Source organism: Vibrio gangliei (genome assembly GCF_026001925.1).
Classification (GTDB): Bacteria; Pseudomonadota; Gammaproteobacteria; order Enterobacterales; family Vibrionaceae; genus Vibrio; species Vibrio gangliei.
In genome coordinates, this window is sequence record NZ_AP021869.1 from 1,578,820 (window position 1) to 1,598,563 (window position 19,744).

The following is a 19,744-nucleotide window of genomic DNA, read 5'->3' on the forward strand; positions in this document are numbered from 1 at the left end:
TAGATTCATTCTAACCCGTTACGCACGATCTGCCTATACCATGGTTGATATTGGTCTCGCCTCTTTTGCTCGATAGACCAATCATTTGAATAAATTGACAGCGTTATTTGTCCACCTGTCCCCGTATCGAGCCACGGTATTCCCGCTTGCTGATAACGCTGTTTCACCATTTGGCTCGGCAAGCCCCACTGATTATTGAGCGCTAATGAGGCAACCGCAACCTTGGGCTGAAATACTTCAAGTAGAGTTGGAAATGACGACGTCGAGCTTCCGTGATGCGGCACTGTCATGACATCAACAGGTTTGATACCGGCTTCACGAGTTAAAAGAATTTCAGAAATTGCATCAATATCGCCAGTTAATAATAGACTGAATGTAGAATCGGAAATACGAACCACACAAGAATGTGGATTGTAAGCACGCGTAACCTGCTTTGGCGGCCATAACGCTTCAAATTGTAAACCTTGCCATTGCCAACTCTGCCCTTTCACGCAAGGTTGATAACCAGAAATCAGCTCACTACTGCGCTTCCATTTGGGGTTGAGAGAGTGCTCGGCATCTTTACGTCCACCGGCATGATCAAAATCGGTATGGCTGATAATAAGCCCATCCAATTGCCACTCTCCAGACTGGTTTAATAGCGGGGTAACAATGGAGCGAACCATGCTTCCACCTTGCCAGCCAATTCCCGTGTCGTACAACACACTGCGGCCATCTTTACGAATTAAAATCGCTAACCCTTGCCCAACATCGACGACTTGTACTTGCCAGCGTGGTGAATGAACAGCTTGAAACATTCCAAAATGTAATACGCCTGCAAGTAATAGCACCACAAACAAGGTGACGAAACATCGAAATCGCCATAACAACACACTCATAACCAATATCAAGCACAGCCAAACTGATTGATTGGAAAGCGGCCACCATGCACCTTCAGCCCAATCAAGCAGCTTAGTAATTGGCTGTAAACTTATGTCTACTATCTTCCAGCCTGTCGCTAATAAGTCATGAACGAATTCTGTATCACTAAGCAAAGGCGAATCATCAGAATGGTCTGAAACCGAACGCTCAATAAACAAGGAAGACAGAGCTAGCATAAGAAAAATCAGTGGGACGACAATCACGCTAACCCAAGGAATAGCGACGAGATTCACTAAGGGGGATACCCAACTTAAACCACCGAAAACCGATGCGGAAATAAACGCCAAACCAATAAACAATCCCATTTGAACAGTCAGTATGCGTATTAGCCGGAGTTTAAATCGATGTTGTGACGAGGTTTCTTCGGGTTTCATGCAAAACCATAGCGATAAATAAATCACCATGATTGCACTAAACGATAACCAAAAACTGGCTTGTAAAATTGAGAAAGGTTGCCAAGCGAGGACCAACACTAAGCTGAATAATAAAATTTGCCAAATCGACCAATGGATTCGAAAAAGAAGCGTTAACAACCACAACGTTCCCATGACCAAGGCTCGTTGCGTTGGCAATGAAAAGCCCGCCAGGTAGGAATACATCACCGCCAATCCAAAACTCATCAGCATGGGTAACATACGCATAAGTTGCCCTACAGCATAATAACCAGCTGGATAACCAATCGCGCCTATCGTTTTTATGATGCGTCCAAGCTGCCAACCTATCCCCATAGCGAGTGCAATATGCAAACCTGAAATCGCCATCAAATGCGCTAAGCCTGAATCACGGAGTTGTTGCCATTGCTTATCGGTAATTAAACTTCTATCACCAAAAGCAAGCGCAAGAATAAACGATTGGCTAGGCAGTGAAGCCGTTGCCAATTTGATATCATTATGCAGAGATAATCGCCACGATGAACTTGATTTCAAAAGCGTATTATTCGCATTTTCCGATTCAATAACCGCTTTACCATGCCATTGATTAGATACATAATAGCGCTCGTTATCAAAGCCCGCGTCGTTTAACCGACCTATCGCTGGCTTAACCTCAAGTTGCAGTTGCCATAACTCACCAAGTTTTAATGGCGGTTGATTAGGGCTTGCATAGTAAGCTTTAACTTGGGGCTGCGCATAAAATGGTAAAACATCACCGTTGATGCGCTGAATGGATAGAATCGTTTGTGCCCCATGCAATGTGGTTTGATTCAACGCAACGATTTTCGCTTGTACCGTAATTAGACTCCCATGTGAAAAAAGTTTCTCTGTCACATGGCGATAATGATTCCCATGGATGATGATAAGTAAGCAGCCAAGGCAAACACCTTGTAGACAATATGCATTTTTTGTGGAGAAAAGGACAAGAAAGAGTACTACAATCGGCAACAGCAGGATCAGCGACGGCATAGTTGGCCATATAGCCCCACTTGCCATGCTAAAAAAACAACCGAGCAGAACATAATTACGATTAATACGAGCCACCCTTTATGCCAAAGAAATTGATTAAACGCTTCATGCCAGACCATGAAAAAATCAAAAACCAAAAAGCTTTAAAAATTTTTGGTAGCGTTTTATATAACCCCAATTTGTGGTGTTTGAATCGTCGTTCGGCTGCGGGTGCTTTTGCGGTTGGCTTATTTATCGCTTTTGTGCCACTCCCAAGCCAAATGATCATGGCTTCAGGTGCGGCGATTCTATGCGGTGTCAATTTGCCTCTATCGGTTGCCCTAGTATGGGTCAGTAATCCTATTACCATGCCATTTTTGTTCTATTTTGCTTATCGGATTGGCGCTTGGATTATGCATACGCCAGAGCAATCTTTTCATTTCGAGCTCACGTGGCATTTCTTTGTTGAACAAATCAATACCATTGGCCCACCACTGTTATTAGGCTGCCTCGTCTGCGGTGCTGTTCTCTCGATCGTAGGTTATTTCGGTATCCAAGGCCTGTGGCGTTATTCCGTCGCCCGCAGTTGGAAAAAACGCCGTTCAAGATAAAGCAGCTATAAATTTCACGATAAAGCAGCTATAAATAAAGTCAGCTGTTATCCAATAAAAAAACCAACACAAATAAAAAAGTGCTACCAAGTTAACGTTCTAAATGAACAAACTTGATAGCACTCTTTTTTTTAAGACAACTTACGACGCTCGGCTCTCGGGCGTTTCACTTCTCGTGTCTCGAGGCCTAACGGTTCCCCTATTAAAGCAACAACTAAAGCAACAACATAGAGCTACGAGAAACGAAAAGCGCAGCGCTCGAGCTACGTCACCCTATTTCGCACTCAGCACCGTTGCTGGATTCAACTTGCTCGCTCTTGATGCTGGGTACCAGGTTGCGAGTAGGCTCAAAGTGATCGCGGTGCCGGAAACCAGCAATACATCTGACCACGCAACTTGCGAAGGAAGAAAATCAATAAAATAAATATCGCCCGATAAGAATTGATGTCCAATTAGGCTTTCTAACCCTTTGATGATTGGCGTTAAATTATATGCCACCAGCACACCAATAATGCTGCCAACAATGCTACCAAGCACACCAGAAAGCACGCCATACCAAACGAAAATACGTTTAATTAAGCCATCACTCGCGCCCATCGTGCGTAAGATAGCAATATCTGAAGCGCGATCTTTTACCGCCATCATCAAGGTAGAAACAATATTAAAGCTCGCCACCCCAATCACCAGTATCATCACTAAATACATAATGGTTCGTACCATTTGAATATCATGGTGCAAAAATCCGTACTTCTCTTTCCAGCTTTTGAGGTAAGCGTAAATCGGAATATAAGCGCCGACTTCACGAACGATTCGGTCAGCTTCAAACACAGGAGAGACTTTAAGCGACACACCGGTTACAGCATCACCCATGTTCATGTAGTCTTGACCGTCTTCCAGTGGAATCATCACTAGGCCATGATCAATCTGACCACCGAGTGTGAGAAAGCCAGTCACATGCACGCGAACGCGCTTCGGTGCACTTAAATCTTGGCTATTACCCGCAGGTGGGATCAAAATCGTCAGGCCATCGCCTACTTTCACACCTAACTTATCGGCCACCCCTTTACCCAATACAATTTGGCCTTCACCGGCACGAAAGTTTTTCCACGCGTCTTTATCAACAAAGTTGGATAAACTATTCACCGCACGTTCATAATCGGCATCAACAGCACGGACTTCTACCGCTTTAAGCTGGCTGCCACGCTCGAGTAATGCAGTAAAACGGACATAAGGCGCAACGGCTTTGACTTGTTTATGTTTATTGGCAATAGCGGCAATTTGATTCCAGTTTTGTACCGGGTCTCGTACCCCTTCAATTTCCGCTTGCGGGATCACTGATAACACGCGATTTTCCAGTTCACGTTCAAAACCGTTCATCGCAGAAAGACCAATAATGATCACCGCAACACCGACTGCAATCCCAATCGTGGAAGAAAATGAAATAAAAGAAACCAGCTTATTGCGTTCTTTCGCTCGGCTGAATTTTGAACCAATAAATAGAGATAAAAACATCTTTACTCACCTGCCACATCAAGTGAATCGTCATCTTGTTGCCAAGCGAGTACACCATCGCGCATGGTATATTGCTTATCCATTTTCTGAGCTAATTGGGCATCATGCGTCACCACCAAAAATGCGGTACCAAAATCACGATTTAGCTGACGCATTAAATCATAAATTTCTAGTGCGGTTTTTTGGTCAAGGTTACCGGTGGGTTCATCAGCCAACACCAAATCGGGTGAATTCACTAACGCTCTCGCAATGGCAACCCGTTGACGCTCACCGCCGGAAAGCTCTGATGGACGATGTTCTAAACGGTGGCCTAACCCGACTTTTTCTAAAATAGCCTGTGCTTTTTGTTTAGCATCCGCTGCGCTTAATTTGCCAATTAATAATGGCATTGCAACATTTTCTAACGCGGTAAAATCTGCCAACAAATGGTGGAATTGGTATACAAAGCCGATGTGCTGATTACGCAGTTTCGCTTGCTTATTACCAGAAAGGCTCAGTAAGGATTGTCCGAGCACCGTCACATCCCCGGCACTGGCATCATCTAAAGCACCAAGAATATGAAGCAATGTACTTTTACCTGAGCCAGAAGAGCCGACAATCGCTAAAAAATCGCCTTTATTAATGGATAAACTCACCCCTTTCAGCACTTCGGTTTCGAGACTGCCCTCTTGGTAAGTTTTACTGATATTTTGACAGCTTAATAAAGGATTCATATTTATTGCCTTGTTGAGTTTTGAAAGTAGAACAACTCATTAATCAAAATTATTCGTAACGCAGCGCTTCTGCGGGTTTGACTGAAGCCGCGCGATAAGATGGAAACAATGTCGCCAGAAGACTTAAACCAATCGCAAGTATGATCACCACCACCACTTGCAGCGGTTCAATCACAACCGGCAATTCTGTGCCAGGTGCAAATAGTGACAAACCAAACCCATCCATGATGCTGTTTAAATTCGCCGCCAATGCCGTACCTAAAACACCGCCCACAATTGCGCCAATCACGCCACTGCTCGCACCTTGCACCATGAAAATGGCAAGGATCTGATGATTCGACATACCTTGAGTTTTTAGAATCGCGACTTCAGATTGCTTCTCCATCACCACCATGATCAGCGCAGAAATAATATTAAAAGCCGCAACCGCAATGATTAAACCTAGCATCAGCCCCATCATATTCTTTTCCATACGCACAGCTTGGAATAACTCGCCACGTTGGTCACGCCAATCAGACCAATACCATTTTTCAGGCAGTAATTGTTCATGCTTTACCTGTTGAGCCAAGTCAGCCACCACAAATGGGTCATCAAAGAACAATCGCCAACCAGAAATCGTATTACTTGAATAACGCAATAAACGGCCAGCATCTTCAATATTGGTGACCATCAACATACCATCGACATCGGAACCGGTATTAAAAATCCCAGCCACAGTAAAGTTACGTTGACTAGGAATTCGGCCAAGCGGCGTAAATTGACTCGCATTCGTTACCATTAAACGCACCTTTGAGCCGACATTGACTTTCAACGTTCTCGCCAGCGTATGACCAAGAAAAACATGATAACTGCCCGGTGAGAGCTGCGATATTTGCCCCATCATCATGCGGCGCGCAATAGGGTCATTGTCTCTTGGCTCAATGCCCACCATTAAACCAGCACTGAGTTTACTTGCACTTTGAATGATGGCTTCACTGCGTACAACGGGAGAAATGTCTTCCACATGGGGGATGCGATTAAGGAAGTCCGGTGGTGTTTGGCTCATCGCCGTTTTATCGTTGGCTTGGCTGACAACCGCTTGCGGCAGCACACCAAGAATTTTTTGTTTGAGTTGGCCTTCGAAACCATTCATCACGGATAACACGGTCACTAACGAAAGCACACCAATCGAAATGCCAGCCGTTGACATATAAGAAACAAATCGACTGAATTTATCGCCTGATCGACCTTTCAAATAACGCAAACCAATGTAGGCCGAAACTGGGTGAAACATGCCAACCATCCCTGAAGAAAAATAATGAAAACAGAGCATAACGGTCTCTGTAAATTTTACCAAGAGCAAAGCGAAGAATTCACACGCTTCTAGCAAAAAAATGGCGATTTCAATAGCATGAGGATAACTATTGCTCAGTTTGCCTTGATAAGTTCGCCCACATGACGATAATCAAACCATTAAAGGCTGTTCGAGCGATACAAGTATGTTCTAACCAAAAACTAGGTTTGAACTAAAAAACTATGTTTGAACTAAAAAAACATGTTCGAACTAAGAAATGTATGTGCGAACGAAATAAAGCATGTTCGGCCAGTCGAGCCATCCCATAGAGAAAAGCCAAGTCCAATTATGTCTGAAAATTCTTCTAAGTCAGCGTCTTCCCTACTTCAACTCCCATTGCCGAGTAAAAGCGGCGATAAAAAGCACATTGGCCACCTGGTTGGCGGTGCGATGGCATTATCCATTGCCGAGTTGTCGCAGCAACATCAAGGGGTGACATTGCTTGCCGTACCCGATCATCAGCTTGCGATAAAACTTCAGCATGAAGTCAGTCAATTTACCCCGCATTCTGTGTCTATTTTCCCAGACTGGGAAACGCTGCCTTATGATAATTTTTCACCTCATCAAGACATTATTTCCGACCGCATAGCACAGTTGTATCAACTACCAACACAAAAGAATGGTTTGATCATTGTGCCAATCAGCACCTTATTACAACGTCAGTCGCCAAAGGATTTCTTATTAAAGACCACTTTGATGGTCAAGAATGGTGATTTGTATTCGTTGGAAAAACTGCGTATGCAACTTGAACACTCTGGTTATCGCCATGTTGACCAAGTCTTTGGACCGGGTGAATACGCGAGCCGCGGCTCCATCATCGATCTCTTTCCTATGGGTTGCGAAAATCCATATCGTATTGATTTCTTTGATGATGAAATTGACAGCATCCGTACTTTCGATGCCGAAACACAACGCACCATAGAAGACATTCAAGAAATTCGTCTGCTACCCGCTCATGAATTTCCAACCACTGAAGCGGCGATTGAAGATTTTCGTATTCGCTGGCGTCAACGCTTTGAAGCGCGCCGAGAGCCTGAATCTGTCTATATGCAGGTATCAAAAGGAACCTGGCCTGCCGGTATTGAATATTGGCAACCGCTGTTTTTTGAACGTACTGATACTCTGTTCGATTACCTGCCTGATAACACGTTATTGCTCACCACAGGCGATTTAGAAAAAAGCATTGATACCTTTTTAGCGGATGTCGATTATCGCTTTGAACAACGTAAAGTAGACCCATTGCGCCCATTGCTCGAACCGCATGAATTATGGTTACGCAAAGATGAGTTATTCAGCCACTTCAAAGGTATGCCACAAGCAACCTTGTCAGTTGAAAGCATTGAAGAAAAGGCCGGACGTAAGAATGCCGCTGTCACGTTATTGCCCAACCTGCATGCACAGCATCAGTTAAAAGAACCGTTATCTGCCCTGCGTCAATTTTTAGAGCAATACACAACCGAACATCCTAAAGGCAAAGTCATTTTCTCAGTTGAATCGGAAGGCCGTCGTGAAGCGCTCAACGAACTCCTTGCGCCCATTAAAGTGAGACCCAAAGAATGTGACGACTTACAGCAAGCGCTTACTTCAAAAGATAAATACTCACTGGTGCTGGGCTCAACTGAGCACGGTTTCATTCATACTTCACCAGACTTTGTATTCATTTGTGAAAGTGATGTGTTAGGCGATCGCGTTATTCAGCGTCGCAAAAAAGATCGCAAAGCGGTCAACAGTGATACCGTGATTCGTCATCTCGCTGAACTCAAACCGGGGCAACCTGTGGTTCACCTTGATCACGGCATTGGTCGCTATATTGGCTTGCAGACTCTTGAAGCGGGTGGTCTGGCGACAGAGTACGTCACACTGGAATATTTAAACAACGCCAAGTTATACGTGCCGGTTTCTTCACTGAACCTCATCAGTCGTTACTCTGGTGGCGCAGAAGAAACGGCACCACTGCATAAACTCGGTAGTGATGCCTGGAACAAAGCGCGCCAGAAAGCCGCGGAAAAAGTGCGTGATGTCGCCGCTGAATTACTCGATGTTTACGCTAAGCGTGAAATCAAAAAAGGCTTTAAATTTATTCACGATAAAGAACAATACGCTAACTTTAAAGCCACGTTCCCATTTGAAGAAACCGACGATCAATCGCAAGCCATTAATGCCGTGTTATCTGACATGTGCCAAGCCAAAACGATGGACCGCCTTGTGTGTGGTGATGTTGGCTTTGGTAAAACCGAAGTCGCCATGCGTGCGACTTTCTTAGCCGTAGACAATAGCAAGCAAGTCGCCGTATTAGTCCCCACGACACTGCTAGCCCAACAACACTTTGAAAACTTCCGTGACCGCTTCGCTAACTTACCGGTTCGAGTTGAAGTGTTATCGCGCTTTAAATCAGCCAAAGAACAAAAACAAATTTTGGCCGATGTGGCAGAAGGGAAAGTCGACATCATTATTGGTACTCACAAACTGCTGCAAGATGACATCAAATTCCGAGATTTAGGGCTCTTGATTGTCGATGAAGAACACCGCTTTGGCGTACGTCAAAAAGAAAAAGTGAAAGCGATGCGTGCCGATGTCGATATTTTGACACTGACTGCCACCCCAATTCCACGTACTTTAAATATGGCAATGAGTGGCATGCGCGATCTTTCGATTATTGCCACCCCACCCGCACGTCGCTTAGCGATTAAAACTTTTGTGCGACAAAGTGAAGACAGCGTGATCCGTGAGGCGGTACTGCGTGAAATCATGCGCGGTGGTCAAGTGTACTTCTTACATAATAATGTAGAAACGATTGATAAAGTTGCGGAAAGCCTTGCCAAACTGGTTCCCGAGGCGCGTGTGGTGACTGCTCATGGACAAATGCGCGAACGTGAACTCGAAGGCATAATGAACGATTTCTATCACCAGCGTTTTAACTTGTTGGTATGTACCACCATTATTGAAACCGGTATCGATGTGCCGACCGCCAATACCATTATTATGGACCGAGCAGATAAACTCGGCCTGGCGCAGTTACATCAATTACGTGGCCGTGTGGGTCGTTCTCACCACCAAGCCTATGCGTACTTGCTCACACCGCATCCGAAAGCCCTAAGTAAAGATGCCGTTAAACGCCTTGATGCTATCGCTTCATTAGAAGATCTTGGCGCAGGCTTTACCCTTGCTACCCACGATTTAGAAATTCGTGGTGCTGGTGAATTATTAGGTGACGAACAAAGTGGTCAAATTCAGTCCGTTGGCTTCTCGTTATACATGGAGATGCTAGAACAAGCGGTCAATGCGTTAAAAGAAGGCAAAGAATTGTCATTAGACGAACTTTTACGTGAACAAACTGAAGTAGAATTACGTTTACCTGCATTACTGCCTGATGACTACATTCCTGACATTAATACACGCTTATCGATGTACAAGCGTATCGCCAGTGTCAGTAATGAAGATGAATTGGCAGAAATGAAAGTGGAACTGATTGATCGCTTTGGCACACTGCCCGATGCAGCAAAAAATTTATTGGTTATCAGTGAAATGAAACTTCAAGCTGCTAGAATAAAAGCGAAAAAAATTGAGGCTCATGATAAAGGTGGCTACATTGAATTTTTACCAACCGCAGATATCAACCCTGCATTCTTGGTGAAATTATTGCAATCGTCACCGAAAAAATTTGCAATGGAAGGCCCCACAAAGTTCAAGTTTACTGTACCATTAGCAGATAGACGTGAACGGGTGAACTTTATTAACGATTTACTAGCCCAGTTTCATCAAAACCGCTTACCTCAAGCTAGTTAATGTAAGCGAGCAATATCATGATGTTTAGTCCTTTAAAAGCCAAACATCACACAACACTATTACTGAGGTGCTTAACGAATGAGTACCTCTGATTACGGAGTAACAATGAAAAAACTGATTTTATTTCTATTGGTTTTTGTTTCATTACCAACATTTGCGCGTTCTTTTGACGTTGAAGTCATCATTTTTAAACGCAATGTTGAGCCTTCTCAAGTTAACGAAGCATGGCCACAAGACTTAGAGCCAATTAACTATGACCGTGCTTTCTCATACCGCGATAGTGCCGCTATGTCTGAGCACAGAGCTAGCCTATTATCAAGTGGCTACTACCGTTTAAACAATCAATACCAAGCGCTTAACCGTCATGCCGGTTTTAAACCGCTAGTTCACGTGACTTGGCGTCAGAATGATCGTGGTGAGCGCACTTCCCCTGTGCTTCATATTCAAGCCGGTCAAGATTTTTCCGGTAAATACGCCCCTGATGGCCGCTCGCTAAAAGAAATCGCTGCCGATGGTACGCCAACATCGATTGAAAAATCGCCTCTTTATGAGCTAGAGGGCACGGTTCAGGTTTACGTTCAGCATTACTTATACTTAAAAACCAACCTAAACTTACGTGTACCTGGCAAAAATGAAGTGGTATTAAAAGATTCAGTGATCGAACCCTCTTCTGAAGATGAAGGTGATGAAGTGCAAGTCGGTAATCTTGAGCCAATCAAGCCAAAAGTTGAAGTGCAAGATTTCTTAAATAGCTACCGTATGCAGCAAAAACGCCAAATTCGCAGTGGTGAGATTCATTACTTAGACAATCCATTCCTAGGTGTGATTATACGTATCGACAAAGCGTAAACGAATCTCGACATACTAATTGCTCGAGATACCACAGGTTCGAGATAGACAAACTAAGATATGAATAACAATAAGAGGCCGAATATGGCCTCTTATTGTTTCTCTAGAATAAAAACTAAGGACATCCATGACTCCTGACCATCGTTTAGTCACTCCAAGATTGAAATTACGTATGATCACGGCAGATGAAAGTGCGATTTTCGCTCAAGCTATTCAAAGTTCGCCTTCTCTTTATCCTTGGTTAGATTGGTGCCATACCGGGTTTTCACAAGATGAAGCGAGCGATTTCATCATGCATACTCGGCTAAATTGGGTAAAAAACACCGCTTATGGGTTTGGTATTTATACGCAAAAGAAAGGCGAACTTATTGGCATGGTGGCACTAACCGATGTGGCATTAACCTTTAACATGGGCACGATTGGCTATTGGATTTGTGACCAGTTTCAGCACAAGGGCTATGGAAAAGAAGCCACATTGGCCCTAATAGACTTTTGCTTTTCAACTCTGCAACTGACTCGCTTAGAGTGTATTTGCGATCCAGACAATGTCGATAGTCACTATTTAGCAGAAAGCTGTGGTGGATTAAAAGAAGGGCTAGCGCGTAATCGTTACTTGTATGATGGCAAGCCTAAAGATGGCATCGTTTATTCATTTATTCCTGAATAGTCCAAAACTCAAAATTGAAACGCCATACGCTAAAAACAACAAAGGCTCCATCCGGAGCCTTTAGTAATATAACGAACTGCTCTTAGTGCAGTTTCAGGTTTGGTCGTAATACACGGTTAATGCGGCCAACCAGCATCATCAAGCCCGTCTTAAAGCAACCATGCAGTGCAACAAGGTGCATCCGGTACAACGAGATATACACTACGCGTGCAATACGTCCCTCAATCATCATCGAGCCTTTGGTCAGGTTCCCCATCAAGCTACCGACAGTTGAAAAGCGGCTTAATGAAACCAAAGAACCATGATCTTTGTAGGTGTAAGCCTTTAAAGTATGACCGTTCATTTGTGCCACGATATTACGATAAGCTAGGCTTGCCATTTGGTGCGCAGCTTGAGCTCGAGGTGGAACAAATGTGCCATCTTTTTGCTGACAAGATGCCAAGTCACCAATGACGTAAATATCGTCATCACGTGTTGATTGCAACGTCTCTTTAACCACAATCTGATTAATGCGGTTGGTTTCAAGACCCGCAATCTCTTTCATAAAGTCAGGTGCTTTGATACCCGCCGCCCAAACCATCAACTGTGCTGGAATACGCTCGCCATCTTTGGTCACTAAACCTTCAGAATCCGCTTGCGTGACCATAGTTGCAGTACGAACATTCACCCCTAACTTAGTCAATTCGCTATGCGCTGCCGCTGAAATGCGCGGTGGTAGAGCTGGTAAAATGCGCTCGCCCGCTTCCACTAAGTTAACGTTCAATTTGGTTGAATCAAGATCTTCGAAACCATAGGTGTGCAATTCTTTAATTGCATTATGCAGCTCTGCTGAAAGCTCAACACCGGTTGCACCACCACCGACAATCGCAATATCCACTGTACCTTCACCGTGCTTAGCATGCAGTTTTAGGAACAGGTTATTCATTTCTTTACGGAAACGGTGCGCTTGCTCTGGGCTGTCAAGGAAGATGCAGTTTTCTTTCACTCCAGGAGTGTTGAAATCATTCGACTTAGAACCAATCGCGAGTACCAAAATATCGTATTCAATTTCACGGCTTGGGATCAGCAGTTCATCGTTTTCATCACGAATTTCGCTCAACGAAATCACTTTGCGTTCACGGTCGATGCCCTCTAGGCTGCCCATTTGAAAATCAAAGCTGTGATTCTTGGCATGAGCACGGTAGCTTAATGCATCCACCCCTTCATCTAATGAACCTGTTGCCACTTCATGCAACAATGGTTTCCATAAGTGACTGGCTTTACGATCGACCAAAGTTACCGTGGCACGACGTTTGCGCCCTAATGTTCGGCCTAATTTGGTTGCAAGTTCAAGACCACCTGCACCACCACCTACAACAACGATTCGCGTCATCTGACACTCCTAAATAAATTAAAAATCAAATCGGCATAAAATTAAAATTGGATCAGCTCGGCCACAACCCAACTGAGAAATTCTTCATGTTTGTCGATACAGTTCGTTCACCATGCCACGCTTATATTTTGAATCTCAGGCGAACTTAAAGGACCATCTTTGAGAGATGAAAAAGTTGTTTCGTATCGGTGAAATCAAATTGCGATATTGTGAGATGTTGTGCATTTTTGATTTAATTTATTTTGAAAATATCAAAAAATTTGATCTAGCTCATTATATCCAGACAAAAGTTTGAATCAATAGAAATAAAAAAAGAGCCGCAAGAAAGGCTCTTTTTTGATGATTTTTACAACGGTTCTATGCTTGTTTGAACGCTTTTATCTTTTGTAAATGCTGAGATATTTTTTTGAATTTATGCGTTTCTTTTTCATCCCATTCCACTTGATAGTACGGTGAAAGCTCATCATAAACATCTTGATTATCACGAATTTCATCATGGCGAGATAAAAATACAATACAGTTATCTTTGTTTTGCTCTCGATAATCTTTGATACATTTAGTTGCAATATCCGCGTACTCTTCAGGTCGATCAATTCGACCTTGCATATTCTCTTGTGGTTTTAAGTTAGGATTAAAGATAGCTTGCTTGATACCACATAAAAAGCCGATACGCTCAGACCAATAACCGCCTAAACCAACACCACAAATCAACGGAGATGGGTCATCACTTTCTTCGATGACCTTAGTCACTTCTTTTAGCAAATGCTGCATGTCGTGTTTAGGATGAAGTGTGCTGTAGTTGATGAATCGCACATCACTGTCAATAAATTGCAGCTGCAATACTTTTTCATGATTGCCTGGGCTAGTGCTGTCGAAGCCATGTAAATAAATGATCATTGAACCATCCTCAGTTCTCGATAGATAAACTCAATCTACCACGATTATTATGGTTTTAAACCACTGTTTCTACAATTTATGCTTTATGAAACATGAATAGTGATCTACGTAACTCTTACCATTCGACATTGCATAATTAATAACCGCCTAATAACCGTCGAGAGCGAGTTGACGACTTAATATTTGTATCGCTTCTTGGTCTGAAGCTCGCCCATATAAAGAGTAAGTAATGCTATGCCACAACAAAGCCATGAAGCGTAATAAAGGAATCCAGCGTTGAACCATTTCTCGCCATAACGGCTCATTGATGGCTTTAGCATGTGTATTGCCATTTTTTATATCCATTGCAAGTCGCCATTTCGCATACGCTTTAACACTCAAATCAACATCAAACTGCCCGGCAAGAATGCTGGTTGAGACATCCAAAATGGGGCTCGCCATAGCGGCATATTCCCAATCGATAATCACTAATTCTGAATCGTCTTTCTGAATAATATTATAGTCGCCCAGATCGAAGTGACATAAACAAGCAGGCGCAACAGAAAGCGTCTCTTGATACAAGTCATCACACAGAGACAATAAATGGTTAAAACGATAAGTTTGGCTAGGCGTTCGCTGTTCTGGTTCTAATGACTGCCAATACGTTTTTATGCAGCGGGCATAATCAAATGATCTAACAGGGTGTGAAGACATTAAATCATCGTCAAATAGCGTATTTCCCTCTTCAAATCGATGTAACAACGACAAACACTTCATCACACTCTCTAGAGCATCATGATGGTCAACTTGAGTGAGAGTAGTACCATCCACCCACTCGACCAACAAGCCTTCAGAAAAAAGGTTTTCTACCCGTGGTGAAAATGGTGCTTGCTGTAGAACGGATAATATTTGAAATTCATTCCCACGCTCAAGCGATAAAGCCTGCGTAGAAACAGAATGTGGCCGCCATACATAATGGCGGCCACATTGGGTGGATATTTTCCAACATTGATTGGTCAATCCTCCAGAAAGAGGCTGAGCACTGATAGTTTGTTTAAACCATTGTTTTTCTAGCATCACTAAACTCGGTTCTTGTTTAGTGGCTTGTAACCAGCACTCAGTCACTGACAACATTACATTCCGAAGAAACTTTTCGACTCTTGCTTACGGATCTCAGTTTCATCAGCCCATTGGATCAGGCCGGTTTTCAAATCCATTAAACGCATGGTCATTTTGTAGTACACGTCTTTATCACTACCCGCTTCTTTCACAATGCTTGATAGGTTGCCATAAAGCATGTATTGCGCCCCCATCATTTGACCAAATTTGATTGCACTGCTTTGGTCAACCAACTCGTCATTGTTTTGGAAGTTCAATTGCTTACGAACATCTTCTACTTTTGTCATGTCAACCAGCTGGAACTTACCAGAGTTCAGCATTTTAGTGGTGATTGAATCTGTGATGGATTCTGTATCAATATGCTCACTGGTTTTGTTACGAATGTTGTCCACATACACAATTGGACGACCTTGAATGGCGGCAACAGAACCCGAAGCCAGCATGCTGTCTGCCATTTCATTGGCAATTTTTTGTAGATCAGTCGAGCCGAAATCTACTGTTGTGGTTTCCGCAGAATTGGCGTCGCCATACTGAACCTTATTTGAACAGCCACCTAAAATGACAGCTAAGCTAATTAATGCAATTGCTGTTTTTTTCATTCGTTACTTCCTTTCATTAATCTTGTGGGCGAATTTGAATGCGGAATTGTGTCGCATTCGGGTTCACAGACACTTCACTTAAAGTCATTGATTCATAACCGCGTAGGATAAACTGACGCCAAGCCCCTTGCTTCGCATTCACTTCTAGCCCTTGCTCATCATACCAATAAAAACGATATTGCAGATTTTGCGTATCTTGAGAGTTATTGATGATCTTTACTAAACCGCGAGTATTACCGTTATTGGCTTGAGTATCAATGGAGTCAATTGTCAAATCATCATCTAGTGCCGTGTCACTATATAAAACTTGCTGACTGGCGCTATCAATACGCAATCCAGCGGTATTACTGCTAGAACATCCCGCTAAGGCAACAAGTCCTAAGCCTATCACTAACCATTTTTTCATTGAATTACTCCTAATTGTTTATGCCAAGCTGTTACTGTATTCCCTTGACGCGAAAGCCATAAAAACGTTCGGCGATTTTCTTTTACCTCAATTGAGTATTGATGGCTACCCGAGGAAATCGTGTATTCACCAGGCGTAAGATTAATACTGCTGCTAAAAACTTGAGCCGGTAATGTTTGCCAGCTGCGCGTGTCAGGCTGCTCTGTGACAATATTCCATATATTCGCAATCAACTCTGACACACCAGAATCATCGGCTTTGGCTGCTTGATGCCTTAACTGATCTTTGGTGTACAAACGTAGCCCTTGTTTCAGCACCATAGTGGGAATACGCTCACTGAGATCATTTTCTGCCATTAAATTGGTATCAGATAAAAGGCTAGCAGTTAACGCTTGATTATTTAATGTTAACGGGCTGAAATTTTGTACTTTAACATTCTTATACACAGGCAACGCGACACTATAAAACTTGGTTCGACCCGAGCTGTCCCAAATCGGCAATGAAAGACGCCAACTACCACGTTGTGCCACCACGCCCCTTTCATCAATCACGATAAGTTGTCCATTGCCCCGAGGAACCGCCTTCGTATCACCATATTGTTTCACCAAAGCATCCAAATCTTGTCGCATGCCCAATTTTTTTGCTACACGGATGGTGGCATCAATAATCTCACGGTTTTCTGGATAAACTGCTAATGCACGTTTGTAGTCAATGTAAGCATCATTAAGTTGATTATCCGCTTCAAATAGTAATGCAGATAAGTATAACAAATACCCATTTTGTACAGCTTGCAAGGTTTTCCCTGCATCAGGGTACTGAGAAATAATGCTGCCAAGATTCGGCTGAACCCCATTCTTTTTCATTTGTGCCTGTGCGTCTTTTAACTCCGCATCTCGGCTTTTACGCGCTTTTTCTTGTACTTGATTGGCACGGCGCATTTCAACTAATGCGCCTTGAAAATCATTATTCTGTAAATAATTTAACCCTAAATACAGATGTAAATAACCAAGCTCATAATCGGCAGGGTTATACGTGGTTAAATTATCATTGGTTGCTAAGGAACCCGCTTGATTCGCACTTTCACTTACAGAGATAGTCGCGCGTCGAGACAGTTCAGTATAGGCTTTATCACTCAGTTGAAACGACGCAAAACTGTTTGGGTAATTCTCAGCTAAGAATGACACCCGCCCCTTTTCCATATTACTTAAAACCGGGCCACCGATGTCTGAGTCAATGATTTCTTGCTCTGCACTTTTAAAATCGCCTTTCGCGACATCTTGGTACATATCTTTATTTTGTGCAGAGTAATGACTAAAAAGATTACCTGCAGATAAATTCGCGCAAGCACTTAACGTTAAACAGCATACTGCAATCATGATCATTTTTATCGAGCGGCCCCAATACGAAGCAGCAGTAAACTGAAAAGTCGAAACTGGTAACGATTTTATCTGCATTGATTTCATCATAATGTTTAGCGGCCTAGTTAACTAACATTGGCCCTAAAGGTTCGCCACCTACTAAATGCATATGAATATGATAGACCTCTTGTCCACCATGAGCATTGCAGTTCACGATAAGTCGGTATCCATTTTCGGCAATGCCTTCTTGTTGAGCAAGTTTCTTTGCCACGGTAAATAAACGCCCGAGTACACGTTCGTCGTCTTCTTCTACATCGTTTACTGTTGGAATTAACTTATTTGGAATAATTAAAATATGGCTTGGCGCTCTTGGATTAATATCGCGAAACGCAGTGACAAGGTCATCTTGATACAGCATATCTGACGGGATCTCTTTACGGATAATCTTGCTAAAAATCGTTTCTTCAGACATTTCTCACTCCTAATTCGCTAATCGATATTATTGCCTTACGCCACATGCTGGATATTCATCCATCCAATTGATCTGGAATAACTTTCACCATGTAGGGCTTATTAGTATGCGACAAGCCTGCGGATATCACAATATTTTCTCTTGCCAGATTTCCTTGCTTAGAGCGCTGAATTTACAAGCGAAATTGAATTTAATTTGGAACTGATCACACTTTTTATAGTCTAGTTTATACATGCAGTATGTGGTTTTGAGCATGACGAGTGACTTATTTTACTAAATAATCAACGCTTGCCTTGTTATTACCCCCGGTTAGCCACATATTGAATATGAGACATAAGTCACTGTACTTTTTATCTATTACTCCGTTTGACTGTGACTTAAAACATTGACTATCGATTACTTACCTTTCCTGTGTTCATCGCTTCATACCTTCGACACACTAAAGTTGAGTCATTGAATTTATTATATTTTAGCTAATGCTAACAAAGGAAATTAAGATGGCGGTTCATGTTGGAATCATAGATCAAGACCCCGTTCGTTTAATCACCCCACTTTTGGATAACCGCTCTGAATGTACTCACATGGCATTTATCGGTGACCATGAGCAACTCGAAATGTATCAACGACTCGAAACCGTCGTCAGCTCTCGCGGGATCAGCTCTGAGTTTTTCGAAATCCCAAGTGCGGTTAATACTTCAGCTATAAAGGCAAAAGTCAAAGAACTCGCAGAACGTTTAAGAACACGTGATGACAAAATCTTTCTTAATGCCAGTTGTGGGTTAAGACACCGACTACTCTCGGTTTATGAAGTGATTCGCAGTTATAACTGGCCTATCTTTGTTGTTGAACCGTTTAGTGACAATCAATGCTGGCTGTATCCTGACAACCAACCTGAACAACAAGTACAAGACCATATTCGCATCAGTGATTATTTAACCATTTTCGGTGCTCGCAGCGAATTTCCAACCAATGAAATTCCAGCCCCACTTGATGCCAAATTACATGAATTAGGTAAACGTTGGGCAGGTAATGCTTTGGAGCTTGGCCCAGGTCTTGCGACTCTAAACTACTTGGCTACAACCTGCCGTAAAGAGCAAAAACTGGATGTTGAACTAACCGAGAAACAACAAGGTTACCGTGAACTTGATATGTTAATCTCCGACTTAGTTGACATCGAACTTGCCACTTATGAAAACGGCATTCTCACCTTCTACAATGAAGATGCTCGCCGTTTCTCAAATGGTGAATGGTTGGAAAACCTTGTTCACAATACGGTACGTGAAATTCAAGATGAATTGCCCACAATTCAAGATCACTCTTTAAACGTGCAAGTGTACCGTGAAAGTGGTAGTCGCGAAGTGCGTAATGAATTAGATGTAGCGACAGTGGTCAACAATAAGCTGCATATTATTGAATGTAAAACCAAAGGCATGCGTGATGATGGTGACGATACCTTATACAAACTGGAGTCGTTACGTGATTTACTCGGTGGCTTACAGGCTCGGGCTATGCTCGTGAGCTTCCGACCAATGCGTCACAATGATATTTCTCGTGCCCAAGATCTTGGGTTAGCATTAATTGGTCCAGATGAACTCAAAGATCTGAAAAGCTATCTCACGGCTTGGTTTAATGAGGCTGGCGGTCACGAAGAGAATTTATAACTTTCGCTTTATGAGACAAAACCCAAAGCGAAGCCCGCAACAACAAAGCCCAATGATCGACATCATTGGGCTTTTTTATATGATTAATGCGCTGGATTTATAAAATTTCT

Annotated in this window: 16 protein-coding genes; 5 read left to right on the plus strand and 11 right to left on the minus strand. The window is 42.9% G+C overall.

The features are described from left to right. Positions 1-5: 5 nt before the first annotated feature. Complete coding sequence (locus Vgang_RS07200; RefSeq protein ID WP_319952089.1) at positions 6-2,348, minus strand: DNA internalization-related competence protein ComEC/Rec2; 2,343 nt, start codon at positions 2,346-2,348, stop codon at positions 6-8. A gap of 53 nt (positions 2,349-2,401) precedes the next feature. Between Vgang_RS07200 and Vgang_RS07205 the strand changes: the two genes are divergently transcribed. After that, positions 2,402-2,911, plus strand: coding sequence for a DUF2062 domain-containing protein (locus Vgang_RS07205; protein ID WP_105903434.1), 510 nt, complete (start codon positions 2,402-2,404; stop codon positions 2,909-2,911). A gap of 273 nt (positions 2,912-3,184) precedes the next feature. Here the strand turns inward: Vgang_RS07205 and lolE are convergent, their stop codons facing one another. Genes lolE through lolC form a run of 3 tightly spaced genes read right to left on the minus strand, consistent with a single transcriptional unit; the run spans position 3,185 to position 6,409 of the window. Further along, on the minus strand, positions 3,185-4,423 hold the full coding sequence (gene lolE / locus Vgang_RS07210) for a lipoprotein-releasing ABC transporter permease subunit LolE (RefSeq protein WP_105903435.1): 1,239 nt from the start codon (positions 4,421-4,423) through the stop codon (positions 3,185-3,187). 2 nt (positions 4,424-4,425) lie between these two features. Beyond that, positions 4,426-5,136, minus strand: a complete 711-nt coding sequence (gene lolD / locus Vgang_RS07215) for a lipoprotein-releasing ABC transporter ATP-binding protein LolD (RefSeq protein WP_105903436.1) — start codon at positions 5,134-5,136, stop codon at positions 4,426-4,428. Between the two features lie 49 nt (positions 5,137-5,185). Then, a complete protein-coding gene (gene lolC, locus Vgang_RS07220; RefSeq protein WP_105903437.1) occupies positions 5,186-6,409 on the minus strand; it encodes a lipoprotein-releasing ABC transporter permease subunit LolC in 1,224 nt (407 codons plus the stop codon). Positions 6,410-6,757: 348 nt separating this feature from the next. Here lolC and mfd point away from each other — a divergent pair, with 348 nt between their 5' ends. The 3 genes from mfd to Vgang_RS07235 all read left to right on the plus strand — a co-directional run bounded on the left by mfd (position 6,758) and on the right by Vgang_RS07235 (position 11,771). Further along, positions 6,758-10,255: a transcription-repair coupling factor gene (gene mfd / locus Vgang_RS07225; RefSeq protein WP_105903438.1), complete on the plus strand. Its 3,498-nt coding sequence runs from the start codon at positions 6,758-6,760 to the stop codon at positions 10,253-10,255. 105 nt (positions 10,256-10,360) lie between these two features. Further along, the gene (locus tag Vgang_RS07230) at positions 10,361-11,104 is read left to right on the plus strand and encodes a peptidoglycan binding protein CsiV (protein ID WP_105903439.1); all 744 of its coding nucleotides are present in this window, start codon (positions 10,361-10,363) and stop codon (positions 11,102-11,104) included. 127 nt (positions 11,105-11,231) lie between these two features. Continuing rightward, entirely contained in the window at positions 11,232-11,771 is a 540-nt protein-coding gene (locus Vgang_RS07235; RefSeq protein WP_105903440.1) for a GNAT family N-acetyltransferase, read from the plus strand. Positions 11,772-11,853: 82 nt separating this feature from the next. On the opposite strand, the gene Vgang_RS07240 is transcribed toward Vgang_RS07235, so the two are convergent. The 7 genes from Vgang_RS07240 to hinT all read right to left on the minus strand — a co-directional run bounded on the left by Vgang_RS07240 (position 11,854) and on the right by hinT (position 17,973). After that, positions 11,854-13,143 (minus strand): NAD(P)/FAD-dependent oxidoreductase, encoded by a 1,290-nt coding sequence (locus Vgang_RS07240; RefSeq protein ID WP_105903441.1) that lies wholly within the window; start codon positions 13,141-13,143, stop codon positions 11,854-11,856. Positions 13,144-13,500: 357 nt separating this feature from the next. Further along, the gene (gene ycfP, locus Vgang_RS07245) at positions 13,501-14,040 is read right to left on the minus strand and encodes an alpha/beta hydrolase YcfP (RefSeq protein WP_105903442.1); all 540 of its coding nucleotides are present in this window, start codon (positions 14,038-14,040) and stop codon (positions 13,501-13,503) included. A gap of 147 nt (positions 14,041-14,187) precedes the next feature. After that, positions 14,188-15,153: a phosphotransferase gene (locus tag Vgang_RS07250; protein WP_105903443.1), complete on the minus strand. Its 966-nt coding sequence runs from the start codon at positions 15,151-15,153 to the stop codon at positions 14,188-14,190. Beyond that, the gene (gene lpoB, locus Vgang_RS07255) at positions 15,153-15,737 is read right to left on the minus strand and encodes a penicillin-binding protein activator LpoB (protein WP_105903444.1); all 585 of its coding nucleotides are present in this window, start codon (positions 15,735-15,737) and stop codon (positions 15,153-15,155) included. Before lpoB ends, Vgang_RS07250 begins: the two co-directional genes overlap by 1 nt. A 16-nt stretch (positions 15,738-15,753) precedes the next feature. Beyond that, on the minus strand, positions 15,754-16,143 hold the full coding sequence (locus tag Vgang_RS07260; RefSeq protein WP_105903445.1) for a YcfL family protein: 390 nt from the start codon (positions 16,141-16,143) through the stop codon (positions 15,754-15,756). Continuing rightward, complete coding sequence (locus tag Vgang_RS07265) at positions 16,140-17,519, minus strand: COG3014 family protein (protein ID WP_105903473.1); 1,380 nt, start codon at positions 17,517-17,519, stop codon at positions 16,140-16,142. Before Vgang_RS07265 ends, Vgang_RS07260 begins: the two co-directional genes overlap by 4 nt. 103 nt (positions 17,520-17,622) lie before the next feature. Then, complete coding sequence (gene hinT / locus Vgang_RS07270) at positions 17,623-17,973, minus strand: purine nucleoside phosphoramidase (protein ID WP_105903446.1); 351 nt, start codon at positions 17,971-17,973, stop codon at positions 17,623-17,625. Positions 17,974-18,470: 497 nt separating this feature from the next. On the opposite strand from hinT, the gene Vgang_RS07275 reads away from it, so the two are divergent. Next, a complete protein-coding gene (locus Vgang_RS07275) occupies positions 18,471-19,634 on the plus strand; it encodes a Card1-like endonuclease domain-containing protein (protein WP_105903447.1) in 1,164 nt (387 codons plus the stop codon). The last annotated feature ends 110 nt before the right edge of the window (positions 19,635-19,744 follow it).